The following is a 25960-nucleotide window of genomic DNA, read 5'->3' on the forward strand; positions in this document are numbered from 1 at the left end:
GGATATCGTGCGACGCATTTGAAAAAGAAAGGTCTGAAAATGTATTTGGACGGGCACTTCCGGTCTCAGACTTCAGAGGATGCGCTGAAGGTGCTCGACACTGTCGCACGTTTGCTTGACACCGTTGCACGTCGCGACAAGGAGGGCATGCGTGCATTGTTGGTTCCCGGCGGAGTTTCTGTGCGCTCGCGCGACCATGAGGTTCAGGTGATACCGTTCGCGGACTTCCCCGACCTCTTGCCGGGCGGTACTGCCGAACTTGACGAGCGTTTCCACGATCCGCTCGTCCGGGTCGATGACGACATCGCGATGGTGTGGGCGCACTACGACTTCTTGGTCGATGGCGTGGTTCACCACTGGGGAACGAACATCCTGAGTCTGCTCAAGCAGTCGGGGGAGTGGCGCGTATCCTCCATTGCCGACAACGGGAGGACGAAAGCCCGGCCTCGCGCCTGGGATCGCGCTGAGACCATGGCGCCCTGACGGGGACCGCGGGAGCGATGGGTGTGCGGTTCGGTTGCTCGTTGTCATGGCCGCTGATCTGCGTGGTCGACGATCACCCATGGCTCGGCACAGCGCCCGCGCAGCTTCTCGCCTTGGTCGCCCGGTGCGGAGTCCATCGGATTGTTCGTCGCCACCCGCGCATCAGGCCTCCGATGTGGGGCGTTCCAGGTAGTCGTTCAGCCGGACCTGGCCCCAGTGGGCGGGCCAGGCGCGCTAGTAAGAAGTTCGAGCCTGAGTGCGGTGTTGTGGTGGCTTGGTGGCGTCGATGCCCCAGCGGGCGGACAGGCTGGGGTAACGCGTGTCGGCGGTGTCCGGCAGCGCTCCGGTGATCGGTTCCGCGGAAGGGTCGAACGGCCAACCCCGCGTGTTTCCCACGGTGATCACGTCTCGGTCGGGGCGGACCCTGGCGGCCATCGCGTACAGCGGGTCGCGCGGGTCGTGGATGTTGACGTCGGGGTCAACCGCGACCACCATCTTCGTGTTCAGGAAACTGGATCCCATTGCCAGCAGCAGAGCGTCGTTGACCTGGCCGTCGAACGCAGGACTCAACTGAAGAGCGCACAACAGCGCTCCGCCGGCTTGCGGGAACGCCACGTCGTGCACACGGATCCCCTGCGCCGCGAGTTGCCGGTAGATGATGGCCTCGTGGAACAGTCGCGGCAGCTCCTGATGATCGGTGAAAGGAGTCATCTGGTGGTGGCGGTAGATCGGCTCCGCTCGCATCGTGATCGCCGTGACCTCGAAGACCGGCTGTTGGCTGGAGAACGGCGTGTACAGCATTGTGGGTCCGGGTGAGGGGCCGTCCGTGGCCAGCCGGCCAGGGTCGAGAAACCCTTCGATGACAACTGATGCGTCCGCCGGAACCAGAAGGTCGACGGTGCGCGCTTTCACCATCTTCCCGGGCTGGCCGGTGATCGATTCGAAAAGCTCCAGCTCCCACCACTCCTTGTGCGGATGGGAGTACACGCCGGCCAGCTCCCACGCGGGGTGGGCACCGATCACGACTGCCTGCGGCATTCGTGTTCCTGCCTCGCGGTGCTTGGCGAGGATCGCGTTCGCGGTGGGCGTGACAAAGGACGTCACCATCCGGTTGCGTGACAGCACTCCGCAGCGCGGGTTCATCTGGTTGTACTGCCCGGTCTCGGGATCGCGGTGGATGGCGAAGCTCGTCGTGTACGGGTAGGGGTCCCGGTCCGTGTGCGTGACGATCGGGAGGCTCGAAAGATCAACGTCGTCTCCGGTCGCGACGCGTTCTTGACACGGGCCCTCGGCTACGATCTGCAGCGGTCGCGGCCCTCGTTCGAGCACCTGCGCGAGCGTCGGCACAACTGCAGCCGGATCGCAGCCCAGCACCCGCGCCTGAGCGGGGCGATCGACGAACAATTGGTCCACCAGGCGCCACCCCGGGTATCCGACGAGGTGGTCGAAGCAGATCGTGCTCGTCGCCTCGCCGACCAGTGCCCCGACGTGGTCAAGAGGCACTGGTCGCCGGATCTTGAGGACCTCACTGTCGTGCTCACGGAGGAACCCGGCCAGATCCAGCATGACCATTGCCGCCTGTCTACGAGTTGCGAGCCGTCGTCTGCGTGGTTGCGTGGCTCGATTACCCATACGCGCCGTCCGGATACGCGAAACCGTGCCTCGCGGGATTCCAGCGTGCATCCCCCGGTGGGCAGCCGGACTGCGCCCGGGCTCGCGTTGAGCTGCAGCGTCATGCTTTCGCCGTCGATCGCCACCGCGCAAGGTGGCACTCAGGAGGACCGTCCTTCAGCCTCCAATGCAAGATCGGCCCATTCTTTCCAGGTCGCGAGGCGATCGGCATAGGCGGCCTGGGCGCCGTTCAACGCGTATTCGCCGAAGACGACACGAAGTGGCGGATTCTCGGTATCCACGATCTTGAGCAGCGCGGGACCCACGGCGGCAGGATCGCCGGCCTTGACGTCGCCGATTGCGTTGAGGAACGCCTTGCGGACCCCGTCGTAGGCTGCCATCGGCGCCGAGTGCGCCGCGGAGGGCCCGGCGAAGTCGGTGGCGTAGAGAGCCGGCTCGACAATGGTCACCTTGATGCCGAACCCGCTCACCTCCTGGGCGAGCGAGTCGGAGAGCGCTTCGGAGGCCCACTTGGACGCCGAGTACCCGCCCATCATCACGAAGGCGGCGATGCCGTTGAGGCTCGAGATCTGGATGATGTGGCCGGAGCCTTGCCTCCGAAGGTGGGGCAGGACTGCTTGGTCGACCCAAAGAGATCCGAAGACATTGGTCTCGATCTGTGCCCTGAGGTCCACTTCGTTCAGCTCTTCGACCGTACCGTAAAGGCCGTAGCCGGCATTGTTGACCACGACGTCCAGGCGCCCGAAGGTGGCGACAGCTTTGTCGACCGCTTCGCCCACAGCGGCTTTGTCCGTGACATCCAACGCCAAAGGCAGCACGGCAGAACCATGGGCGCGCCCGAGATCGTCCAGAGCGTTGAGATCCCGGGCTGTCGCGACCACCTGATCACCGCGAGCCAGAGCCGACTCGGCAAAAACACGGCCGAACCCGCGCGAGGTCCCGGTGATGAACCAAACCTTACTCATTTCCGACTCCCAAATCGTGTCCTGGGGACCTGGCGGGCGGGATGGCCGCGATGCGGATGGTGAGTTTTGGACCGAATTTCATCGACTTGCGCGCAGCCCGTCCTTCGCCTGCGTTTGCATCAAAAATAGCAGCGGGCAAGCATCGGGTCTTTCGAAGCCACGTTGTTTGAACAAAGGGGCGAAGATTCTTGGATGATCGTAGTTGCCGGAGCGACGGCGGAATAGGTCGCCGACCGCGTGGCACTGGCGCGAGCTGACGGTTCAGCGACGACAAGCGAGCTGACTCGGGCCGACACCGCGTGGTCTGGGATGCGATGCTGCCGGCCACGCACGGCGCGATCCGCGGCCGGACTCATCGGGGATCACTTCACCGACCGCGGCCTGGCGAAAACTGTGCATTCTCCAGAAGCAGCGCCACGCCCTGGCCGGAGCCGGCGCACACGCCGAGGAGGCCGTAGCGGGCATTGCGTTCCCGCAGTTCGGTGGCGAGCGTCAGAACATAGCGCGTGCCCGACGAACCGAACGGATGCCCGATGGCCACCGCGCCGCCGTTGGGGTTGAGCTTCTCGTCCGGCACTGCGAAACCACCGAGCTGGTTCGTCAACTCCCGGAGAACTCCCAGCGCCTGAGCTGCGAATGCCTCGTGGACCTCCCAGATGTCGACGTCGGCCGGAGCCACGCCCGCCCGGTTGAGTGCCTTGGCCATCGCCCAGGCCGGAGCGATTCCCATGTACAACGGGTCGAGCGCGTGAGTCGCGGATGCCACAACCCGCGCGAGTGGGTCGAGATCGAGCTCCTTCACCGCGGCGCCGGATGCGATGACGACAGCGCTCGCACCATCGGAAAGAGGGCTGGAGTTGCCCGCGGTCATCTGGGTGGTCTGCGGTTGTACGGGCAGGGCGGCCAGCTGGTCGAGGGTCGTGTCAGTTCTGATCATCTCGTCGTGAGAGAAGACCGATGCTGGTTTCTTGTGTGTCGCCGGGAGTTCCACCGGGCGGATCTCTTTCGCGAGCCGGCCGGAGTCACGCGCCGCCGCGGCGTGGCGGTGGGATCGCAGAGCGAACACGTCGATCTCTTCGCGCGTCAAGCCGTACTTGTCGGCGACGTTCTGCGCTGTCTCGATCATCGATATGTACGCATTGCGGGCGAGCAGAGCGGGGTGTGGCGGCCCGCCGGACCCGGACCACATGGTGTCGAGCATGAACTGCGGTCCGCGCGGAGCGAAGGGCGCGTCCGCTTTCATGAATGCCCAGCCGGAGTGCGACATGGATTCCGCGCCGGCCGCGAGAGCGACATCCAGCTCGCCGCATCGAATGGCGTGCGCCAGCGAGATCGCCCCGGACAGGGACGAGGCGCAGTACCGGTTGAGGGTCGCTGCGGGCACGCTGTCGGGAAACCCCGCCGCGAGAGCTGCCCACCGTCCGAGATCACCCATGCCCTCGTGGGCGGTGTTGACACAGCCGGCGGTGATGTCCTCGACCCGGTCGAGGGGGACACCCAGCCGGTCGCAGGCCGCCACCATGGTGCCGCCGAGGAGGTCGTCCAGCCGCAGATGCGACAGCGATCCGGCGTATTTCCCGACCGGCGTACGCACGCCTCCGGCGATATAGGCATCGATGCTCACCGGCGCAAAGCTACCTGCACGGTACTACTTGGTCCATAGACACCAACGGGTAGTGTTGCCGGAGTTGTTCTGTCCGAGACGGTGCGAACCAGGACGTCGGAGAAGCGCATAGGAGCGCTCGGCCAGTATTTGACCTGATTGCCACATGGTCGGACTCCTGCGACACTGCCGACAGGAGCCGCGCCGGCGCGGCGGCCAATACCCCCTCGGGACAAACTGTCATGGAGCGTTGATGACGACTTCGCACGGCACTCCCACATTCAGCGCGGTGGAAGGGATCGCCTGCGCCTCTTTCGTCGACGCGCTGGGCCATTTCTACGACCACCGGCTCCACATCCTGGACCTGGTGAGCCCCACGCCCACCAGGCGGCTGTTCGGCCCTGCGGCCACGATCGCATTCATGCCGTACCGCCAAGATCGGGAAGAGCTGAACGCGGCCGGGTTCGCGAGCTGCTTTTACCGAGCTGTCGGCGACGAGCCCGCGGGCAAGGTGCTCGTGATGTCGAGTGGAGGTCACCCTGGCGTCTCGCACGGCGGTGGCACCAAGCTGTCACGCGCCCACAACAACGGACTCGCCGGCCTGCTGACCGACGGTCGCCTGCGTGACTTCGGGCAGTTGGCCGACTACAGCTTCTCGACTTGGTGCGGCGGTGAGGCCACTCGCTGGGGCGGCGACGTCGTGACTCAGGCGGCAGCGAACGTCCCGATCGAGGTCGGCGGAGTCTGTGTCCTTCCGGGAGATTACCTCTACGCCGACAGCGCGGGAGCCGTCGTCATTCCGGCGGCGCGAGTCTGGGAGGTCATCGCCGAGGCGCGGAGAATCGAAGCTGAGGAGGATGCGGCACTGGTCGGGATCCGTGAAGAAGACCCGGTTTCGCTGCGCTCGACGCAGTCGAGTTACGACGAGTGGTGACCGGATGGCTGCGTTCCGAAGCGAGGCAACCCCTTGCTGCCTTCCCAGTTGCACGCGACTAGGACCCGTCCGGGCGATTAACCAAAAATGCCGGCCAATGTGACTCTTTGGTCATCTCATGGCTGGCCGGTACGGAGCAAGAGCCGACATGACGTTGCCTGCGCTCCCTGAAAATGATTCCGACGCGTGCTCTGCGCCGCGGCGCGCCCCGACGACATGGAGTCCTCGCGGCCGCGGTCGTGAATCTTCGGCGGGACCGGCGTGTGATCAAGTTGTTTCCAGAGTATTACGCCGATGTCTGCGACGGAATGGTTCTCTTGCGCTCGCGTTGCACCCGGCGACGGTGGTCTTCCCCTGTTACGCAAGAGGTGAATCCGACGAGTATCAACGCAAAATCGCGCGGGTTCGCCGATTTCGCCACCTGCCTGCTGCCGCCGGCCGTGCACCACCTGCCGTTCGCGGGGGAACAGATCCACCGCGAACGCCGGATCTGAAGCGATCATTCCCGTCGTGAACCGTCTTCTCCTTCACCTCACCCGTTCGTTCGGCGCGCGGCGCCGAACGAACGAGAACGCAAAATAGATCGTGCACGTCCAATTTGTGCCGAGCACATCCACGAACCGCTATCCTGATAAGGAACCACAATGACTCTCGCAGCATCCAAGCCCACCATCGTGCTTCTGCACGGCGCGTTCGAAGACGCGTCGATCTGGAACCGCGTGATCCAGCGGCTTCAGAGCGACGGGTACTCGGTCATCGCGCCCGCCAACCCATTGCAGGGCGTGTCGATCGACGCGGCCTACCTTCGTAGCGTGCTGGACAGGATCGAGGGACCTGTGATTCTGGCGGCGCACTCCTACGGCGGGGCTGTCATCACCGAGGCCGGCGTGGACCCGAAGGTCAAGGCCCTTGTCTACGCTGCGGCTGTGATGCCCGCGGCCGGCGAGGCCGCGGAGCAGTTGCTCGACAGGTTCCCCGGCAGTTCGTTCCCCACGTCCACCGAGCCGGTCACCTTCACCCTGCCCGACGGAACCACCGGCACGTACCTCCTTTACCAGGCTGACAAGTTCCACAGCCAGGTCGCCGCCGACGTACCCGCGAGCGAGGCCGCCTTGATGGTGGCCACACAGCGAGCCATGGGCTTGGCGGCGCTGACGGAGAAGTTGACGGCCGCGGCCTGGACGACCAAGCCGAGCTACCAAGTGAGCACCCTGCAGGACCTCGCAATTCCCCTGGCCGAACAGCGGTTCGAGGCTGAGCGTGCCGGCGCCCATGTGACCGAAGTGGACTCTTCACACGCCGTCACTGTCTCTCGTCCGGACGTCGTGGCCGACGTCATCGAACAGGCCGCGCGAGCAATCACGGACTGACAGCGGCCTGCCGTACACGTAAGCCGGCGCGGCGCAGCCGGGACTTGGCGTCCCGCCTGCGCCGCGCCGAGCCTTTCACGGGTGCGGTCCGCGGAAGATGTCATGGTCACATTCGCGCGGCACGGGCGATCTGGCCGGGCGGCGGCTGCTGGATGCCTGTCGGCTGCGCTCCGGGGGCAACGGCATGCTCCGTGAGTGACGCGAGCGCAGTGCCCAGGGGTGCGGCTCGGGGGTTCCCGGATGCGACCGCCGTCCCGATCGGGGGACTCTCGGCTCGGATCGTGTTGTCCGAACTCGCGCGCAGAGGGCCGAAATCATGGAAAATTCGCTCCAGGCCGACCTCCTGGTCATCGGCTTCGGCAAGGGCGGGAAGGTCGCAGCCGGGACCATGGCCAGGCTCGGCAAGCGAGTTGTCGTCACCGAGCAGTCTCCGGAGATGTACGGCGGTACGTGCCCCAACGTCGGCTGTGTGCCGACGAAGGCGCTGGTGCACCGGTCTCGGAAGCGTCGGCCGTCCGATGACCCGCAGGAATGGTACGAGCGGGCCGTGGGCGAGGTGCACGACATCACGTCGCTGTTCAACAAGGGCAATTTCGACGGGATGGACGGTCTCGAAACCGCGTCCGTCCTCACCGGACACACGGAGTTCACCGGCCCGCACACCGTGCGGGTGAGCACGGCCGACGGGCCCGTCACGGTCGAGGCCGAGCACATCCTGATCAACACCGGCTCCACGCCGGTGATCCCCGACCTCCCGGGTCTGCGAGAGAGCAAGTACCTGGTCACGAGCACGGACCTCATCCACCGCACGCAGCTGCCGAAGCGGCTGGCCATTGTCGGCGGTGGCTACCTGGGCATCGAGTTCGCCGCGATCTACCGGCAGTTCGGCTCCGAGGTCACGCTGTTCGAGTCCACCTCTCGCATCCTCGACCACCTCGACGACGACGTGCAGGCCGTGGCCGAAAAGATCCTGGTCGACGAGGGCATCGAGATCGTCACCGGCGCGAACGTGACGGGGGTCAAGGACCTCGACGGTCAGGCGGAAGTGCAGTACATGCACGACGGGCGCGAGCGCACGCTCGTCGTCGACGCCGTGCTGGCCGCTGCCGGACGTCGACCGGCCACCGAGAGTCTCGGTCTCGCCGCGGCCGGCGTACGGGTCACTGACCGAGGTGCAGTCGAGGTCGACGAGTACCTGCGCACGAGCCAGCCGCACATCTTCGCCCTCGGTGACGTCAACGGTGGCCCGCAGTTCACCTACGTCTCGCTCGACGACAGCCGCATCGTGCTCGACCAGCTGCGGGGCGAGGGCAAGCGCACCACGACCGACCGGGTCGCCGTGCCGCGGACGCTGTTCATGACCCCGCCGCTGGCGATGGTCGGGCTCACCGAGCGCGAGGCGCGCGAGGCGGGCCACCGGATCAAGGTCTCGAGCCAGCCGGTCGCGGAAATCATCGCGATGCCACGCGCGTACGTCGTCGACGAAACGCGCGGCGTGATGAAATTCGTGATCGACCTGGACACCGACGAGATCCTCGGCGCGGCGTTGCTGAGCGTCGACGGCCAGGAACTGATCAACGTCGTGACCCAGGCGATGCGTCACGGCATCAAGGCCGAGCAGCTCGGCGAAGCGATCTACACGCACCCTTCGTCGACGGAGGCGTTCAACGACGTCATCTCCGCTGTAGTCCGCAGCGACGCCTGATCGGCCGCCCCCCCCACGACTCCCGAACGTCCTACCGGGCGGTTCGGGGTTTTGTACCGCGAAACGGAGAAACTCACTGATGGAGCCAGCTATGCGGGCCGCAGGCCACCTCTACACCCAGACCAACGAGGTCAGGAACGCGATCATCCACTACGCCCGCTCGGCGGACGGCACGCTGACCGAGGTCGAGCGCGTGCCCACCGGTGGCGGCGGGTCCGGTGTGTACAAGCCGATCAGCGGCCAGGAGAGCGCGCCGAACGCCTTCGAGGCGGCGGGCAGTGTGATTCTCACGGCGGACAAGCAGTTCCTCTTCGCGACCAACGGTGGCGACAACTCGGTGTCGAGCTTCTCGGTCGGCGGTGACGGCAAGCTGACGCTGCTCGATGTGAAGCGCACCGGCAACATCGTGGCCGGCCGTAGCGGCACCGCGAAGTCGCTGGCCTTCTCGCCGGCCACCAGCACGCTGTACGTGCTGCACTCGTTCGGCCCGGACCACGTGCGGCTGATGACCGTGGACCCCGAGGGCCGGCTCACCGCGCGGCCCGAGGGTTACACGGTGAACACGCCGGACAAGCCGCTGCGCGTGTCCACGATGGTCGTGCTCTCGCCGGACGAGCGGTTCCTCGTGGTCGGCACCACGTTCGACCAGCCGGCTGCGGCCAATCCGGACGGTTCGCCGATCCTGTGGGCCGACCAGCCCGACGGCTCGAAGAAGTCCGTGGCGTCCAACGCGCCCGACCCCGACGGCATCATCGTGTTCGCGCTGCAGCACGACGGTTCGCTGGGCGATGGGATGTTCCAGGACGGTGGTGGCGGTTCGCCGTTCTACCCCGCGTTCCTGCACCACCGTCCCGACCACTTCGTGATCGGCTACGCCGTGGCCGACGGGGTCGCGCTGGCCAAGCTCGACGACCGCGGCCAGATCGGCACCGGTCCGGTGGTGAAGATCGACACCAGTGCCGGCCTCCCCTCGGAGCTGTGCTGGCTCGCGGTCTCGCCCGACGACAAGTGGATCTTCGCCACGAACTTCGGCTACAGCAACATCTCCAGCTTCCGCATCGACGGCGACGTCGTCTCGCTGGTGCACGACAACGCGTGCCCGAAGGTCCCCGGCGACGGCACGTTCCGCGCGCTCAACGGCACCGTCAGCAGCGGCCCGAGCGACAACTGGCTCAGCCCGGACGGTGCGCACCTGTACCAGATCTACGCGAACGCGTCGAAGCTGATCGGGTACGCGGTGCAGCCCGACGGTTCCCTGTCCGAGGTGACTTCTGCGGAGATTCCGTACAACAGCCCGCAGGGCCTCACCGGGTTCTGAGATGACGGCGGAGACCGATCCCGGGGGACCCCGCATCGAGACCTGGATCTCGTCGTTGATGCTGAGCCCCCGGGAAATCGAGAAGCTGGTGATCTACCAGGTCGCCGAGCTGGCTCGGCGGCGCAAGGACCGCGGTCTGAAGCTGAACTTCCCGGAGTCGATCGCGCTGATCACCGAGGCCTTGCTGGAAGCCGCGCGGGACGGCCGGTCGGTCGCCGAGGTGACCGAGCTCGGCAAGCAGGTGCTCACCCGCGACGACGTGCTCCCCGGAGTGCCCGAGATGGTCAACATGGTCCAAGTCGAGGCGACGTTCCGGACCGGCACTCAGCTCATCGCCGTTGCCAACCCGATTCCGTAGAGGAAGAAACATGATTCCCGGTGAGTGGCTGCTCTCCGAAGAACCCGTCGAGATCAACGCGGGTCGGCGCACAGCGCGCTTGCACGTGCGCAACACCGGCGACCGGCCGATCCAGATCGGCTCGCACTTCCACTTCTTCGAAGTCAACCGAGTGCTCGACTTCGACCGGCCGGCGACCTTGGGCATGCGCCTGAACGTCCCGTCGGGTCAGTCGATCCGGTTCGAGGCGGGGGACGAGCGGGAGGTGGAGCTGGTGGCGTTCGGTGGCGCCGGGCGCGTGATCGGGTTCAACGGGCTGCTCGACGGGAGCTTCTCTGCGAAGTGGACGGCGGCCCGTGCGCTGGCACGGGCCGCCGAGGCCGGCTTTTCCGGGGCGGGTGAACAGTCTTGACCACGATCCCGCGCGCCCAGTACGCGGCGCTCTACGGACCGACCGCGGGCGATCGGTTCCGGCTCGCCGACACCGAGCTCATCGCCCGGGTCGAGAAGACCCTGATCCTGCCGGGTGAGGAAGCGATCTACGGCGGTGGCAAGTCCATTCGCGACGGAATGGCGCAAGCGCCGGGACTACCCAACGCCGACGGCGTCCTGGATCTCGTGATCACGTCGGTGATCGTGATGGACGCCGTGCTCGGCATCGTCAAGGCGGACATCGGTGTCAAGGACGGGCTGATCGCCGGCATCGGCCAGGCCGGAAACCCGTTCGTCCAGGACGGTGTGACCCCCGGAATGGTCATCGGACCGGGCACGGAGGTGATCTCCGGCGAAGGGTTGGTCGCCACCGCCGGAACCATCGACACCCACGTGCATTTCCTAACACCGGCGCAGATCCCGCACGCGCTGGCCAGCGGAGTCACCACGCTGCTGGGCGGTGGCACCGGTCCGGCTGACGGCTCGAAGGGCACGACGGTCACTCCCGGGCCGTGGCACCTCGCGCGGATGCTCGAGGCTACGGCAACTCTCCCCGTGAACATCGGCCTGATGGGCAAGGGCAACAGCAGCCGGCCCGAAGCACTGCGGGAACAGGTCGAGGCCGGCGCGTGCGGCCTGAAGGTGCACGAGGACTGGGGCGCCACGCCGGCGGCACTCGACTGTGCATTGCGGGTGGCCGACGAGTACGACGTGCAGGTCGCGCTGCACGCCGACACGCTCAACGAGAGCGGGTACCTCGCGGATACGCTCGACGCGATCGACGGCCGGGCGATCCACAGCTACCACACCGAAGGCGCGGGCGGCGGCCACGCGCCGGACATGATGGCGATCGCGTCGCTGCCCAACGTGCTGCCGTCCTCGACCAACCCGACGCGGCCGTACACCACGGACACGACCGACAACCTGTTCTACATGACGATCGTGACCCACCACCTCAACCCCGACAACCCCGAGGACGTCGCGTTCGCGCAGTCGCGGATCCGCGCCGAAACCGAGGCGGCCGAGGACGTGCTGCACGACCTCGGTGCGTTGAGCATGTACTCCTCCGACGCGCAGGCCATGGGGCGCATCGGCGACACCGTGGCGACGTGCTGGCGCACCGCGGACAAGATGAAGAGGCTCACCGGCGGCCTGCCCGGTGAGGCCGCGGGCGACGACAACCAGCGCATCCTGCGCTACCTGGCGAAGCTCACGATCAACCCGGCGCGGACCCACGGCATCGATCACGTCGTGGGCTCACTGGAGCCGGGCAAGCTCGCCGACATCGTGCTGTGGCCCACCAACATGTTCGGGGTGAAGCCCAAGTACGTGCTCAAGGGCGGCTTCGTCGCGCACGCGGTGATGGGCGACGCGAACGCGTCGATCCCGACGCCGGAACCGGTGCTGCTGCAGCCGATGTTCGCCGGGCTCGGCAAGGCCGCGGGACGCACCTCGGTGACGTTCGTGTCCCAGGCGGCCGCGGAGGCGAAGGTGATGGAGCGCCTCGGCGTCGACCGCTGGACCGAAGCAGTGCGTGGGTGTCGCACGGTCGGCAAGGCGGACATGGTGCGCAACGATCTGACGCCCGAGATCGTCGTGAACCCGGAGACGTATCAGGTCACTGTGGACGGTGAGCCGGCCGTGGTGCCCGCGGTCGACGAGGTGTCGATGTCGCAGCTTTACTACATCGTCTGATGGTCGGGCACGCGCCGCCGGCGCCCGGTGCGGAGTGGCTCACGGGGTTCCTGTCCGTCCTGCAGCTCAGCGATTCGGCTTTCCCGAGCGGTCGCTACACGCTGTCGTCGGGGCTCGAGACGGCGGCGCAGCTCGGATCTCCGTTCGACGTGCGGGATCCGGTGTTGCTCTCGGCATTGCTGCATGACCAGGTTCGATGCGGTGTGGCGCCGTCGGACGGCGTTGCTCTGGCTTGCGCACACCGCGCGGTGGCGACCGAGGACTCCCTGGACCTCGACGCGATCACCCGAGCCGACCAACGGCTGAGCGCGGTGAAACTACCCCGGGAGGCCCGGGAGACGTCGACCAGAACCGGGCGGGCGCTGCTACGGGTCGCCGGTCAGGCGTTCGGCATCGGGGTGGTGGCGCGGCTCGCACGCCACGTCCAGGACGGACGCTCGCCGGGAAATCACGCGGTGGTGCTGGGAGTGCTGAGTGCGGGTCTGGGCGTGCCGAGGCTCGAGGCGGTGGCGGGAGAGCTGTTCGCCTTCTCCGCGAACTGGGTCGCGGCAGCTGTGCGACTGGCGGTGACGGACCACACCACCGCGCAGGCGGTTTTGCGCGGTGCGCATCCGGTGGTGACCGAGGCAGCGCAGTCCACCGTCGACAAGGACGTGCCCGACATCGCCGGCTGCACGCCGATGCTGGACGTGCTCGGGATGCAGCACGAGGAACTCGAAGTTCGGCTGTTCGCCAGCTGAGGAAGGAAAAATCATGCCACCGCACGGTGATGACCACGCACACCCACACTCGCACGCGGACAGCCTCGGGTCGAGGTTCACGGCAGCTCGCGCTCCGGGTGTCGCCCGGATCGGAATCGGTGGGCCTGTCGGGTCGGGGAAAACCGCGCTGATAGAGGCTCTGGTGCCCTTGCTGATCGACGCGGGCCACACGCCTCTGGTCGTCACCAACGACATCTTCACCAGCGAAGACGCGAAGCACGTGCGCCGAACGCTCGCAGGCGTGCTCGACCCCGAGCGAGTGGTGGGTGTGGAGACGGGTTCCTGCCCGCACACCGCCGTGCGTGACGACCCGACGATGAATCTCGACGCGGTCGACGAGCTCACCCGGCGTTACCCGGATGCGGATGTCGTGCTGGTCGAGTCGGGCGGCGACAACCTGACGCTGACTTTCAGTCGTGCGCTGGCCGACTACTTCGTCTTCGTGATCGACGTCGCGCAGGGCGACAAGATTCCGCGTAAGCGCGGCCCCGGCGTGACGCACTCGGACCTGCTGGTGATCAACAAGATCGACTTGGCCGCTCAGGTGCGCTCGGACCTGTCGGTGATGGACCGGGACGCGAGCGCCGTACGCGAAGGCCGGCCGTTCCTGTTCTCCAACTGTTTCACCGGCGAAGGGCTGGCCGAGGTCACGCACCGGATCGAGGAGGTCATCGACGTGTTCGCCCCCATCGTCGGCACGAGGTGACACCACGCGACGACCGGGCGTGGTGCACCCCGGCCCGGCTGCCGGCCGAGGTGCTCGAGTTCGGCAGCCCCGTCCGCGGCGGTCTCGCGGTGGGTGCTCCGGGCAAGCTGGGGGTGCTCGATCTCGAGCTGGCGCCACGGGCGGGCCGGACGAGAGTCGTGCGGCAGTACCAGCGGGCGCCGCTGCACATCTACCGGCCGATCCACCTCGACCCGGCCCTGCCGGACATGGCGTTCGTGTACTTGCAACAGCAAGGCGACGGGCTGGTGCAAGGGGATCGGTACCGCGTGGACGTGGACTGCGCGGCCGAGTCCGCCGTGCACCTCACGACTCAGGCTCCGACGAAAGTCTTCGCCGCAGTCGACAACTACGCGACGCAGCTGGTCAACCTGCGCGTGGGCCCCGGTGCGGTTCTGGAGTACCTGCCCGACGCGGTCGTGCCGTTTCGCAGTTCGCGATTGTTCCAACGCACGTGTGTGACCGTTGCCGACGACGCCACGGTGATTCTCGGCGAGGTGCTGCTTCCGGGGCGAGTGGCCCGCGGCGAAGCCCACGTGTATGACCTGTTCTGGTCGGAAATGGAAATCCGAGACTCGGCGGGAACCCCGCTGACAGCCGACACTCTGCGTTTGCGACCGGACACGCTTGACCCGCGGTCACCTGGCGTGTTGGGCGGATTCGATGTGCTGGCCTCGTTTTACGTGGTGTGTGCCCGTCCCCGGTCATCCGACCTCGTCGACCTGCTGCGGTCCGCTTTGGCCGAGGCACCGGAGGTTCTCTGGGGGGTCAGTGAGCTTCCCCGGGGCCGGGGTGCGTCGGTGCGAATCCTGGGCCATGCCTCGGCGTCCGTGCAGGCAGCGGTGCACAACGTGTGGGAGCGGGTTCGCCTGACGGTGCTGGGCGCCCCCGCGCCCGATCTGCGCAAGGGCTGACCCTATTTTCCGAGCGGTATTGCCCGAGCGGTGGCGAGCGCGAGGTCCGGTCGTCGACGCGGTGCTCGGTCAGATCGGCCATCGAATGCAGTGGTCTTTTCCTTCGCGCGTATTCAGAACATCTTTCATCACTTCGATCGGCGTGATGGGGAATTCTTGCTCTGGAACGAAGGATGGCTTCATTCGGGAGGTAGTCGGCAGGTGCGTCCGGCAGCGAGGCGATCCACGCCTCGAGGTCGGCCGCCTCAGGGGGCGCGATCGGGTCGGCCGGCCAGAGCGGCGGCGCGGGGATCAGCGGCTTGCTGGGCACTCTGAAACTCTCAACCAGGAGTGTCACCAAGCGCTGTGCCGGCTCCCGAGCCGCAGCCGACACGAAAGAGGGCTGAACCCACAGGTCCAGCCCTCTCGGTCGGGATGACAGGATTTGAACCTGCGACCCTTCGCTCCCAAAGCGAATGCGCTACCAAGCTGCGCCACATCCCGATACCCACCACCCGCGAAACCCGGGGCGACCCGGGGTCCGGAGGGGGTGTGCGGCACCAGCCTAGCCCTCACGCTAAGCTGGTCCAGCCTCCGGGTCCACTGGGACCCACGGGGCACTGCGGGTGTAGCTCAATGGTAGAGCCCTAGTCTTCCAAACTAGCTACGCGGGTTCGATTCCCGTCACCCGCTCCATATCCGTTCACCTGCGAGGACGAGGCCGCGTCGGCCTCGAGGCGGGTGGCGATCACGTCCAGGAGCAGGTCGGTGTCCACCGGCTTGGTGATGTAGTCGTCGGCGCCCGAGGCGAGGGTGCGTTCGCGGTCCTCGGCGGTGGCTTTGGCTGTGACGGCAATCACGGGCAGGTCTTCGTGGGCCGCCTCGGCGCGGATGGCCGCGATGGTGGCGTTGCCGTCGAGCTCGGGCATCATGACGTCCATCAGGACCAGTGCGGTGTCCTCGTGGCGCTCAAGGGCGCGGATGCCCGAGACGCCGGTGTCGGCGTAGATCACCTCCAGGCCGGCCTGTTCGAGCACGGCGGCGAGGGCGAAGACGTTGCGCAGGTCGTCGTCGACGATCAGGACCTTCTCGCCGTTGAAGCGCTTCGGGGCGCTGTCCGGCTCGGTCACGGTGATGGTGCTCGGCAGGACCGGCAGCTTCGGCGCGCGGCGCACCGGGACGGCGGGCGCGATGAGGTTCGCCGCGCCCACGGGCAGGTACAGCGTGAACGTGCTGCCCTGGCCCGGTTCGCTGCGCACGCGCAGCTCGCCGCCGATGAGTTCCGTGAGCTGCTGGCTGATCGAGAGCCCGAGGCCGGTGCCGCCGTACTTGCGGCTCGTGGTGCCGTCGGCCTGGCGGAACGCGTCGAAGATGATCGCCAGCTTCTCCTCGGGGATCCCGATGCCGGTGTCCTCCACGCCGAACGCGATGATCCCCGGCGCCGACTGCAGCGCCTCCTGCTCCACCTCTTCGGCCGACGCCATGCGGATGTGCAGCCGCACGCCGCCCTCGTCGGTGAACTTGGCGGCGTTGGACAGCAAGTTGCGCAGCACTTGCTGCAACCGGTGTTCGTCGGTGTGCACGCTGCCGGGCACGGGTGGGTCGATGAGCACGGCGAACTCCAGGCCCTTGTCCGACGTGAGCGGACGGCACAGGGATTCGACGTAGTTCACGAGCTCCGGCAGCGTCACGTCGGACATCTGCAGGTCCATGCGCCCGGCCTCGACCTTCGCGAGGTCGAGGATGTCGTTGATCAGCTGCTGCAGGTCGCTGCCCGCCGCCCAGATGGTCCTGGCGAACTGGATCTGCTTCTCCGTGAGGTTGCCCTCGGGGTTCTCCGACAGCAGCTTCGCGAGGATCAGCGCGCTGTTGAGCGGGGTCCGCAGCTCGTGCGACATGTTCGCCATGAACTCGGTCTTGTACTGCGACGCCACGGTGAGCTGCCCGGCGCGCTCCTCCAGCTCCTGGCGCGCCTGCTCGATCTCGATGTTCTTGACCTCGATGTCGCGGTTCTGCTGGGCCAGCAGCGCCGCCTTCTCGGCCAGCTCCGTGTTGGAGCGCCGCAGCTCGCCCTGCTGCGCCTGCAGCTGCTCCGAGCGCGCCCGCAGTTCCTGCGCCAGCCGCTGCGATTCCGTGAGCAGCGCTTCGGTGCGCGAGTTCGACAGGATCGTGTTCACGTTGACGCCGATGGTGTGGCGCAGCTGCTCCAGCAGATCCAGGTGCACGGCGGAGAACTCGTTGACCGACGCCAGTTCCAGGACGCCGAGCACCTCGCCCTGGAACAGCACGGGCAGCACGATCACGTTCACCGGCGGCGCCGAGCCGAGGCCCGAGGACACCAGCGCATATTCCGGCGGCGCCTCGCGCACGAGGATCGTCTGCCGGTCGACGGCGGCCTGTCCGATCAGCGATTCGCCGAGCGTGAACCGAAGGCCGGCGCGCGACTGCGCGAGCCCGTACGCGGCGATGCAGTCGAGCACCTTGCGGCCCGGGTCGCTGCCGTCGTCGTGGGCCAGGAAGAACGCGCCCTGCTGCGCGCTCACCAGCGGCGCCAGCTCGGACAGGATCAGGGTGGCCACGGACGCGAGGTCGCGGTGGCCCTGCATCCGCCCGCCGAGGCGCGCGAGGTTGGTCTTCAGCCAGTCCTGCTCGCGGTTCGCCGACGTCGTCGACTTCAGGTTCGCGATCATCTGGTTGATGTTGTCCTTGAGGTCCGCCAGCTCACCGGACGCGTCCACGGTGATGTGGCGGGTCAGGTCGCCCGCGGTCACGGCCGTGGCGACCTGGCCGATGGCGCGCACCTGGGTGGTGAGGTTGCCGGCCAGCTGGTTCACGCTCTCCGTGAGCCGCTTCCACGTGCCGGACACGCCCTCGACCTCGGCCTGGCCGCCGAGCTTGCCCTCGGTGCCCACCTCGCGCGCCACACGCGTGACCTCCGAGGCGAACGCGGAGAGCTGGTCGACCATCGTGTTCATCGTGGTCTTGAGCTCCAGGATCTCGCCCCGCGCGTCGACGTCGATCTTGCGCGAGAGGTCCCCTCGCGCGACCGCCGTGGTCACCTGCGAGATGTTGCGCACCTGGCTGGTCAGGTTGTGCGCCATGAAGTTGACGTTCTCGGTCAGGTCCTTCCACGTGCCGGCCACGCCCGGCACGCGCGCCTGACCGCCGAGGATGCCTTCCGTGCCGACCTCGCGCGCCACGCGCGTGACCTCGTCGGCGAACGCGCGCAGCGTCTCGACCATGCTGTTCAGCGTGGCCGCGAGCGCCGCGACCTCGCCGGCGGCGTCGATGGAGATCTTCTTCGACAGGTCCCCGTTGGCCACCGCGCTCGCCATGGTGGCGATGCTGCGGACCTGCTCGGTGAGGTTGTCGGCCATGCCGTTGACGTTGTCGGTGAGGTCCTTCCACGTGCCGGCGACGCCGGGCACGCGGGCCTGGCCGCCGAGCTTGCCCTCGGTGCCGACCTCGCGGGACACACGCGTGACCTCGTCGGCGAACGCCGAAAGCTGGTCGACCATCGTGTTCAGCGTGTTCTTGAGCTCCAGGATCTCACCGCGGGCGTCGACGCTGATCTTCTGCGTCAGGTCGCCCTTCGCCACCGCCGAGGTGACCTGCGAGATGTTCCGCACCTGGTCGGTGAGGTTGTTGGCCATGAAGTTGACGTTGTCCGTCAGGTCCTTCCACGTGCCGGCCACGCCCGGCACGGCAGCCTGACCACCCAGCTTCCCCTCGGTGCCGACTTCGCGGGCGACACGGGTGACCTCGTCGGCGAAGGCGGAGAGCTGGTCGACCATCGTGTTCAGCGTGGTCTTGAGCTCGAGGATCTCGCCCCGGGCGTCCACCGCGATCTTCTTGGTCAGGTCGCCACGCGCGACGGCCGTGGCGACCTGGGCGATGTTGCGGACCTGCGCGGTGAGGTTGTTGGCCATGAAGTTCACGGACCCGGTGAGGTCGCGCCAGATGCCGGCGACACCGGGCACCTGCGCCTGGCCGCCCAGCATGCCCTCCGTGCCGACTTCGCGGGCGACACGGGTGACCTCGTCCGCGAAGGCCGAGAGCTGGTCGACCATCGTGTTCATCGTCGTCTTGAGCTCGAGGATCTCGCCGCGCGCGTCGACGGTGATCTTCTGCGTCAGGTCGCCCTTCGCCACGGCGGTGGTCACGTGGGAGATGTTGCGGACCTGGTCGGTGAGGTTGTCGGCCATCTGGTTCACCGAGTCGGTGAGCCCGCGCCACGTGCCGGCCGCGCCGGGGACCTCGGCCTGGCCGCCGAGCCGGCCGTCGCTGCCGACCTCTCGGGCGACGCGGGTGACTTCGTCGGCGAAGGCGGAGAGCTGGTCGACCATGGTGTTCAGCGTGGTCTTGAGCTGCAGGATCTCGCCGCGGGCGTCGACGTCGATCTTCTTCGTCAGGTCGCCCGCCGCCACCGCCGTGGCGACCTGGGAGATGTTGCGGACCTGGTCGGTGAGGTTGTCGGCCATCAGGTTCACCGAGTCGGTGAGGTCGCGCCAGGTGCCGGCCACGCCGGGCACGCGGGCCTGACCGCCGAGGCGGCCCTCGCTGCCGACCTCGCGCGAGACGCGCGTGACCTCGTCGGCGAAGGCCGAGAGCTGGTCGACCATGGTGTTGATGGTGGTCTTGAGCTCGAGGATCTCGCCGCGGGCGTCCACGTCGATCTTCTTGGTCAGGTCGCCGCGCGCGACGGCCGTGGTGACCTGGGCGATGTTGCGGACCTGCTCGGTGAGGTTGTCGGCGAGGAAGTTCACGGAGTCGGTCAGGTCGCGCCAGGTGCCCGCGACGCCGGGGACCTCGGCCTGGCCGCCGAGACGGCCCTCGCCGGCGATCTCGCGCGACAGGCGGATCACTTCGGCGGCGAAGCGCGAAAGCTGCGCGAGCAGGCCGTTCACGGTCTTCGCGAGGTCGGCGTATTGGCCCTGCAGCGGCTTGCCGTCCAGCTGCAACGCCATCGGCTGCGAGAGGTCGCCCTCGGCCACCGCGCCCAGCACCCGATCGAGCTCCACCACGGGCTTGCTGACGTCCTCGATCAGCCCGTTGATCGTCTCGACGGCGGTGGTCCAACCACCGGGGCCGATCTCGGCGCGCACGCGCTCGGTGAGCCGGCCCTCCTGCCCGACGGCGCCGCGCACGCGCATGAGTTCGGTCACGAGCCGCTGGTTGCGCTCGGCGATGTCGTTGAACGCGCCCGCGAGTTGAGCGGCGATCCCGTCGCCGCTCGCCACGAGCCGACGGCGGAAGTTGCCTTCGCCGAGGTCACGGACGGCGGCCAGGAGGCGCTCCAGCGCGGCCGCCTCACCGGCGGCAATGCCGTTTCCCCCGGTGATCTCGTCCCGCTCGGAACCGGTTGTCATGTCTGCCGACCCTCTCCACCACGCGTGTGCCAGCCATGGTCGTCGACCCAGCGTGCCATGGTTCGCCCTACACTTCGAGCCAGTCCGCCCGCTCACGCTGTGCCAACCTTGTACTGACGACAAGTCGGTCGACCCGGAGGCAGGAGGTTCGTGCATGGTGTCACGGCCCGCTCCGGCGTCGGCCCTGCCACCCGGCGCCGAGCTGCCCGAGCACGGGGGTTTCTGGCGTTCGGTGCTCGAAGACGTGCGGGATCCGGTGTTCGTCCAGGACCCGGCCGGAGCCGTGCGCTGGGCTAACGCGGCCGCGCGCACGCTCGCCGTGGAAGGTCCGCCCGTGCTCGTCACCGTGACGGAGAGCACCGGCCGCATCGACCTCGGCGACGTCCGCCGCGCCGCGCACCTGCGCCCGCTGCCCGAGGGCTGGCGCGTGTGGACCGTGGTCGACGACAGCCCGCGTCGTCCTGAGGAGTTCCTCGCGGAAGCCGGTCCGAAACTCGCCGCGGCCCGCGGCCGCCACGGCACGGCGCGCGTGATCGCCGAGCTGGCCGCCTCCGCGCTGGGCGACTGCGTGTTCGTGCTGCTGCCCACCACCCGCGGCCGCTGGGAGTGGTGGAGCTGCGAGGACCACGGCGCGCCCGGCCACGGCCGCATCCGGCGGGTGCCGGCTCAGCACGCGCCGGCGGTGGCCGAGACGTTCGCGGCCATCGGGCCGCCCGAGGTGCGCGTGGTGCCCGCCGCGGAGGTGGCCACGATGCCGTCGGCGGTGGCCGAGCGGTTCTCCGGCCACGCCGAGGTTTCGGCGGTGTCGCTGGGCGTCGACGAGGGCGGCGTCACCGGCGCGGTGCTGATCGGGCGGCGCACGGAGCCGGCGTTCGGCGCCGGGCAGCCGCGCGCGATCGAGGCGTTCGCCACGGCCGCGGGCACGGCGTTGGCCAACGCGCAGCGCTACGCGCGTCAGGAAGAAGCGACGCGCGGCCTGGAGACCACGCTGAAGCCGACGCCGCCGGCGGAGGTCGACGGCGCCAACTTCGCGCTCTGGTACGAGCCGGCCGGTGGCGTTCTCGGCGTGGGCGGCGACTTCTACGACGTGACCGCGCGGGAAGACGGCAGCGCGTTCGTGGTCGTCGGCGACATCTGCGGCAAGGGTGCCGAGGCAGCCGCGCTCACGGGCCGCGTGCGGCATTCGCTGGCCGCGCTGCAGCTCGTGGAACGCGACGGGCGCACGATGCTGCGCCTGCTCAACGAACTGCTCATCGCCGGCGGCTCCAATCGCTTCGCGACGCTCGTGCTCGGCTCGGTGGCGCCGACGGACTCGGGTCTCGACGTCACGCTCGCCTCGGGCGGGCATCCGGCGCCGCTCGTGCTGCGCCGCGACGGCGGGGTCGAGGAGGTGAGCGTGCCGGGCACGCTCGTCGGGATCTCGCCGCAGGCCCGCTTCGCCGAGGCGACGGTGCACCTCGACGAGGGCGACGTCTGCCTGCTCTACACCGACGGCGTCACGGAAGCCCGCAACCGCACGGAATCGGCCGAGCTGTTCGGCGACGAGCGGTTCCACTCCGTGCTCGCCGACTGCGTCGGGCTGCCGGCGCACCAGGTCGTGGCGAGGCTGCGCGAGGCCGTGCGCGCGTGGCTGGGCAACTCCGGCCACGACGACATCGCCGTGCTCGCGATCGAAGCCGTGGCGCGCGCGGATTGAGCGGTCCGCCACGCGGGTAGCCGGGGGTCAGTCACTTGGACCCCGGACGAAGGAAACCCGATGGCGAAAGTACTTCAGGGCCGCAAGGTGGCCATCCTGGCGGCCGACGGCGTCGAGCAGGTGGAGCTGGAGCAGCCGCGCAAGGCGGTCACCGCCGAAGGCGCGACGGTGGATCTGGTCTCGCTCGCCGACGGCGAGATCCAGGCCATGAACGGCGACATCGACAAGGGCGCCACATTCCCGGTCGACCGGCTCGTCGCCGACGTCTCCGCCGACGACTACGACGCCCTGCTGCTGCCCGGCGGCACGATGAACCCCGACAACCTGCGCCGCGACCCGGCGGCCGTGCGGTTCGCGGGCGACTTCGTGCGCGCGGGCAAACCCGTCGGCGTGATCTGCCACGGGCCGTGGACGCTCGTGGAGGCCGACGTGGTTCGAGGGCGCACGCTGACCTCGTTTCCCAGCGTGCGCACGGACATCCGCAACACGGGCGGCACCGTGGTCGACGAAGAAGTCGTGGTGGACAACGGTCTTGTCTCCAGCCGGAACCCCGACGACCTGCCGGCGTTCTGCGCGAAGGTGATCGACGAGTTCGCGCAGCGGCGCCACCCGGTCGGCTGACGCTGGCGCCGAGCTGGGCACTGTGCAACCGTTGTGTAGCCACTGTGTATCCAAAAAAGTGGCGCTCTTCCGGTCCACGCGGGACCCTTGTGGGGTCCGAGCTGTGCGATCCGGGAGGAGGTGACGCGATGACAGTGCATTCGAGGCGATACGGCCGGTGGTGCCGGGAGCACTTCGACACGCCCGCCCCCGCCGGGGACAAGGCCGTGAAGGAGGCTCAGGTTCCCCCGCCGGGGCCGGCGGAACCGACGGGGCCGCCCGCGCCTCCGTCGCCGCGGAAGCCGAAGGGCTGAATTCCGGGCCGTCCGGGCGAAGACGGGCAACCTCGGTGAGGGCCGCACGTCCTGCCGATCATGAAACCCACCCGGTGCGCCGCCGTCGTCGCGGCCGCACTCGCCGTGCTGGCCCTCGTCCCCGCCTCCGCCACTGCCGCTCCAGATGTTTCTGCTGTTCCCACCGGCTTCGCGCCCGCGTCGACGAGCTGGACCGGGCCGGAGCACGGCTTCGTGCTCGGCTACACCGACTGCGGCGAACCGGGCTGGTGCCCGGTTCTGCTCGAGACGACCGACGGCGGCGCGCACTGGCGAAGGCTGAGCGCGCCGCCGATGTCGTTGCCGGACAACCACAATCACGTCCGGCTGGTCGCCGCCAGCGCTCAGCACCTCTACGTCACCGACGGCTCCCGTATTCTCGCCACGCGCGACGGCGGCCGGCACTGGTTCACGGTGCTCGTGGCCGGCGGCGGGCAGCGTTACGTGTCCGCGCTGGCCGAGGCGGGCGGCCGGATTTTCGCCGTGGTCACGAGCAACTCCTACGGCAACACCACGTCCGTGTACTCCGGCCTGGCGGGCGCGCCCGTGCTGGCGCCGCTGCCAGGGTTCGAGGTCACGGGCGGCATCACCTACGGCGATCTGGCCACCGGGGGAGGGCTGCAGATTGCGCTGGGCGCCGACTACCGCACCGAGGAGTATTGGACTTCGCGCGACGGAGTGGTGTTCACGCCCGCTTCGCCGCCGTGCCCGTCCGGGACCACGGCGTCGCTGAGCGGGGTGCGGGCCGGGCAGGTGATCGCGTTGTGCAGCAGCAGCCCGGGTTCGCCGCAGCCCGGTTCGTCGGAGCGGCGGATGTGGCGCGCGCCGAAGCTGGGCGGCACGTTCAGCGGCACGGCCGATGCACCGGCCGTCGGCATCACACAGGGCTTCAGCGCCGCGACCGCCGACACGGCGACCGTCGCGGCCGAGGGCGGCGGCGACGGCTTCCTCCACCACACCACCGACGGCGGCCGCACGTGGACCACCACCGTGCTGTCCGATCGTGGCGTCGGACTCTCGGATCTGGCCTTCATCGGCGACGCTGCTGACGGCGTCGGAGTGGTCGTCGACGGCCTGCCGGACGCCGAAAGCGGCTCCGCTGTGTATCGGACGACGGACGCCGGGAGGACGTGGGTAGAACTCTCGTTCTCCTGAGGATTACTGCAGGTGGAGCAGGCTGTGGGGAGTGGGTTCACTTGGTGGACGCGGTGTCGTAGTCTGTGCACTGTCCGTGGCGCGAAGGGGGCAATGGTGGTTTCGGGGACCTCGACGCGCTTCGACCCCGACCGCCCCAGCCTGGCCCGCCTGTCCGACGCCCTCCTCGGCGGCTGCGACCACTACGAAGCCGACCGAGTGATGCTCCAGCGCCTGCTCACCATCGCTCCCGGCGCCCAGGACATGGCGCGCGAGCACCGCGCGTGGCTCATGCGCGTGGTCCGCCACCTCGCCGCCGACCGCGGCATCGACCAGTTCCTCGACCTCGGCTCCGGCATGCCCACCGCGGAGAACACCCACGAGGTCGCCCAACGCCACAACCCCGACGCGCGAGTCGTGTACGTCGACAACGACCCGGTCGTCCAGGTCCACGGCCGCGCCGTCCTGGAGACCAACGACCGCACCCACGTCTCCGGCGCCGACCTCACCGACCCGGGCGCCACCCTGGGCGACCCCATCGTCTACCGCCACCTCGACTTCGACCGCCCGATGGCCCTGCTGCTCTGCTCGATCGTCCACCACATCGACAGCCTCGACCGCGCGCAGTTCATCGTGCGCAGCTACGTCGACCAGTTGGCCCCCGGCTCGTATCTCCTGCTCACCCACCACCACCAACCCCCGGCCGACCCACCCCGGCAGGCCTTGGCGCACCTCATCGACTCGACCTTCCAGGGCACCGGGCTGGGCACGGTGCACCGGTCACGGGAGGAGATCGAGTCGTTCTTCACCGGGTTGGAGCTGCTGGATCCGGGCCTGGGCATGCTGCACGAATGGTGGCCCGACGGCCCGCGGATGACTCCGGTGGGGGATTTGAACTATCTGACGTTGGGTGGAGTGGCCCGGAAGCCGTGAGCCGGCGGTAGTGGACCACCGGCCAGGCCTGGCCACTGATCTCCTTCGTGGGCGGGCCTTCGACTCGGCCGAACCCGGCGTGCTCGGCCGCCCGCTGCGAAGCGACGTTGTCCGTGTGCGTCCAGAGGCGGATCTCGATGTCGGGCCACGCCGCGCTCACCCGCCGGCACAGCTCGGCAAGCGCGCGGCTTGCGACGCCGCGGCCTCGTGCGGAGGCTGCCACCCAGTAGCTGACCTCGGCGACGGCACCTTTGCGCTCCGCCGCGAGGTTGGCCAGCCGCTCGCCGGACCCGGCGGCGATGGCGACGAAGCCGAGGGCGTTTTCGTTGCGGCGCAACGCTTCCAGTGCGCGCCGGAACTCAGCGACCGTCACTGTCGCCCGTTCCGTGGTGAAGCGCAGGGTGTCCGGATCCTGCACCTGCGCGACGTACCACGCCGCGTCGTCGGGCAGCCAGTCCCGAAGCTCGATCTCCATACCGAACCGTAGAACGAAAAACGGGCGGCCTCCCACCAAGGGAAGCCGCCCGTTTCACATCAGCCGAGACCTCACGCCACGTCGAACGTATCCGGGTCCGGGCCGGTGCGCAGGCCGCGGTCGAGGGCCGAGAGGGCGGCCACCTCGGCGTCGGTGAGGGTGAAGCCGAAGACGTCGAAGTTCTCGGCCACGCGCGAGGGTGTGACGGACTTCGGGATGACCACGTTGCCCAGCTGCAGGTGCCAGCGCAGGACGACCTGGGCGGGCGTGCGGCCGTGCGCGGTGGCCACCTCGACGACGGCCTGCTCGCCCAGGAGGTCGCCGCCCTTGGCCAGGGGGCTCCAGGCCTCCGTGGCGATGCTGTGGTCGGCGTGGAAGGCGCGCAGTTCCTGCTGGACGAGGTACGGCGACAGCTCGATCTGGTTCACCGCCGGCACCACGCTGCCCTCGTCGAGCACGCGGCGCAGGTGCGAAGGCTGGAAGTTGGACACGCCGATGGCGCGCACGCGGCCGTCGGCGTAGAGCTTCTCCAGTGCCTTCCACGTGTCGAGGTACTTGTCGCGCGCGGG

General features: G+C 68.4%; 20 protein-coding genes, 2 tRNA genes and 2 pseudogenes. 17 read left to right on the forward strand and 7 right to left on the reverse strand.

Going from position 1 to position 25960, the window contains the following annotated elements; all coding sequences use genetic code 11:
- The first annotated feature begins 39 nt into the window (after positions 1-39).
- A complete protein-coding gene (locus tag ABZU76_RS46465) occupies positions 40-483 on the forward strand; it encodes a nuclear transport factor 2 family protein (RefSeq protein ID WP_354883319.1) in 444 nt (147 codons plus the stop codon).
- Positions 484-717: 234 nt separating this feature from the next.
- Here ABZU76_RS46465 and ABZU76_RS46470 read toward each other — a convergent pair whose 3' ends face one another.
- From ABZU76_RS46470 to ABZU76_RS46480, 3 genes are all read right to left on the reverse strand, one after another.
- A complete protein-coding gene (locus ABZU76_RS46470; protein WP_354883322.1) occupies positions 718-2247 on the reverse strand; it encodes a UbiD family decarboxylase in 1530 nt (509 codons plus the stop codon).
- An 8-nt stretch (positions 2248-2255) separates the two neighbouring features.
- Complete coding sequence (locus ABZU76_RS46475) at positions 2256-3080, reverse strand: SDR family NAD(P)-dependent oxidoreductase (protein WP_354883325.1); 825 nt, start codon at positions 3078-3080, stop codon at positions 2256-2258.
- A gap of 367 nt (positions 3081-3447) precedes the next feature.
- Positions 3448-4704, reverse strand: coding sequence for a thiolase family protein (locus tag ABZU76_RS46480; protein ID WP_354883328.1), 1257 nt, complete (start codon positions 4702-4704; stop codon positions 3448-3450).
- A 232-nt stretch (positions 4705-4936) separates the two neighbouring features.
- Between ABZU76_RS46480 and ABZU76_RS46485 the strand changes: the two genes are divergently transcribed.
- The 11 genes and pseudogenes from ABZU76_RS46485 to ABZU76_RS46535 all read left to right on the forward strand — a co-directional run bounded on the left by ABZU76_RS46485 (position 4937) and on the right by ABZU76_RS46535 (position 14873).
- Positions 4937-5617, forward strand: coding sequence for an RraA family protein (locus ABZU76_RS46485; RefSeq protein WP_354883331.1), 681 nt, complete (start codon positions 4937-4939; stop codon positions 5615-5617).
- Between the two features lie 368 nt (positions 5618-5985).
- Positions 5986-6111, forward strand: coding sequence for a hypothetical protein (locus ABZU76_RS46490; protein WP_354883334.1), 126 nt, complete (start codon positions 5986-5988; stop codon positions 6109-6111).
- A 180-nt stretch (positions 6112-6291) separates the two neighbouring features.
- Complete coding sequence (locus tag ABZU76_RS46495; protein WP_354883337.1) at positions 6292-6987, forward strand: alpha/beta hydrolase; 696 nt, start codon at positions 6292-6294, stop codon at positions 6985-6987.
- Between the two features lie 316 nt (positions 6988-7303).
- Positions 7304-8692 carry an FAD-dependent oxidoreductase gene (locus tag ABZU76_RS46500; protein WP_354883340.1) on the forward strand — a complete coding sequence of 463 codons (1389 nt, stop codon included), beginning with the start codon at positions 7304-7306 and terminating at the stop codon, positions 8690-8692.
- 91 nt (positions 8693-8783) lie between these two features.
- Positions 8784-10010: a beta-propeller fold lactonase family protein gene (locus ABZU76_RS46505; RefSeq protein ID WP_354883343.1), complete on the forward strand. Its 1227-nt coding sequence runs from the start codon at positions 8784-8786 to the stop codon at positions 10008-10010.
- A 55-nt stretch (positions 10011-10065) separates the two neighbouring features.
- Positions 10066-10368 (forward strand): urease subunit gamma, encoded by a 303-nt coding sequence (locus tag ABZU76_RS46510; RefSeq protein ID WP_354883370.1) that lies wholly within the window; start codon positions 10066-10068, stop codon positions 10366-10368.
- 10 nt (positions 10369-10378) lie between these two features.
- Positions 10379-10678: pseudogene (gene ureB / locus ABZU76_RS46515) on the forward strand (urease subunit beta); the annotation flags it as partial.
- A gap of 77 nt (positions 10679-10755) precedes the next feature.
- Positions 10756-12474: an urease subunit alpha gene (ureC, locus tag ABZU76_RS46520; RefSeq protein WP_354883346.1), complete on the forward strand. Its 1719-nt coding sequence runs from the start codon at positions 10756-10758 to the stop codon at positions 12472-12474.
- Positions 12474-13214, forward strand: coding sequence for an urease accessory UreF family protein (locus tag ABZU76_RS46525; RefSeq protein WP_354883348.1), 741 nt, complete (start codon positions 12474-12476; stop codon positions 13212-13214). Before ureC ends, ABZU76_RS46525 begins: the two co-directional genes overlap by 1 nt.
- A 13-nt stretch (positions 13215-13227) precedes the next feature.
- Complete coding sequence (ureG, locus tag ABZU76_RS46530) at positions 13228-13941, forward strand: urease accessory protein UreG (protein WP_354883351.1); 714 nt, start codon at positions 13228-13230, stop codon at positions 13939-13941.
- Between the two features lie 158 nt (positions 13942-14099).
- Positions 14100-14873, forward strand: a complete 774-nt coding sequence (locus tag ABZU76_RS46535) for an urease accessory protein UreD (protein WP_354883354.1) — start codon at positions 14100-14102, stop codon at positions 14871-14873.
- Between the two features lie 409 nt (positions 14874-15282).
- Here the strand turns inward: ABZU76_RS46535 and ABZU76_RS46540 are convergent.
- Positions 15283-15356 (reverse strand) — tRNA-Pro (locus ABZU76_RS46540).
- Positions 15357-15474: 118 nt separating this feature from the next.
- Between ABZU76_RS46540 and ABZU76_RS46545 the strand changes: the two genes are divergently transcribed.
- Positions 15475-15548, forward strand: a tRNA-Gly gene (locus ABZU76_RS46545).
- Here ABZU76_RS46545 and ABZU76_RS46550 read toward each other — a convergent pair.
- Entirely contained in the window at positions 15500-20221 is a 4722-nt protein-coding gene (locus ABZU76_RS46550; protein WP_354883373.1) for a HAMP domain-containing protein, read from the reverse strand. The two genes, ABZU76_RS46545 and ABZU76_RS46550, sit on opposite strands and share 49 nt — an antisense overlap.
- 154 nt (positions 20222-20375) lie before the next feature.
- Between ABZU76_RS46550 and ABZU76_RS46555 the strand changes: the two genes are divergently transcribed.
- From ABZU76_RS46555 to ABZU76_RS46570, 4 genes are all read left to right on the forward strand, one after another.
- Entirely contained in the window at positions 20376-21917 is a 1542-nt protein-coding gene (locus tag ABZU76_RS46555; protein ID WP_354883357.1) for a SpoIIE family protein phosphatase, read from the forward strand.
- A gap of 60 nt (positions 21918-21977) precedes the next feature.
- Complete coding sequence (locus ABZU76_RS46560) at positions 21978-22538, forward strand: type 1 glutamine amidotransferase domain-containing protein (protein ID WP_354883359.1); 561 nt, start codon at positions 21978-21980, stop codon at positions 22536-22538.
- A gap of 353 nt (positions 22539-22891) precedes the next feature.
- Entirely contained in the window at positions 22892-24004 is a 1113-nt protein-coding gene (locus ABZU76_RS46565; protein ID WP_354883362.1) for a hypothetical protein, read from the forward strand.
- Between the two features lie 96 nt (positions 24005-24100).
- Positions 24101-24916, forward strand: a complete 816-nt coding sequence (locus ABZU76_RS46570; protein ID WP_354883365.1) for an SAM-dependent methyltransferase — start codon at positions 24101-24103, stop codon at positions 24914-24916.
- Positions 24917-24998: 82 nt separating this feature from the next.
- Here ABZU76_RS46570 and ABZU76_RS46575 read toward each other — a convergent pair.
- Together ABZU76_RS46575 and ABZU76_RS46580 are read right to left on the reverse strand one after the other, a co-directional pair.
- A pseudogene (locus ABZU76_RS46575) lies at positions 24999-25391 on the reverse strand (GNAT family N-acetyltransferase); the annotation flags it as partial.
- A 71-nt stretch (positions 25392-25462) separates the two neighbouring features.
- On the reverse strand, positions 25463-25960 hold a 498-nt coding region (locus tag ABZU76_RS46580; RefSeq protein ID WP_354883367.1), incomplete at its 5' end, for an aldo/keto reductase.

The sequence above is a fragment of the Amycolatopsis sp. NPDC005232 genome (genome assembly GCF_040607795.1).
In the GTDB taxonomy this organism is placed as follows: Bacteria; Actinomycetota; Actinomycetes; order Mycobacteriales; family Pseudonocardiaceae; genus Amycolatopsis.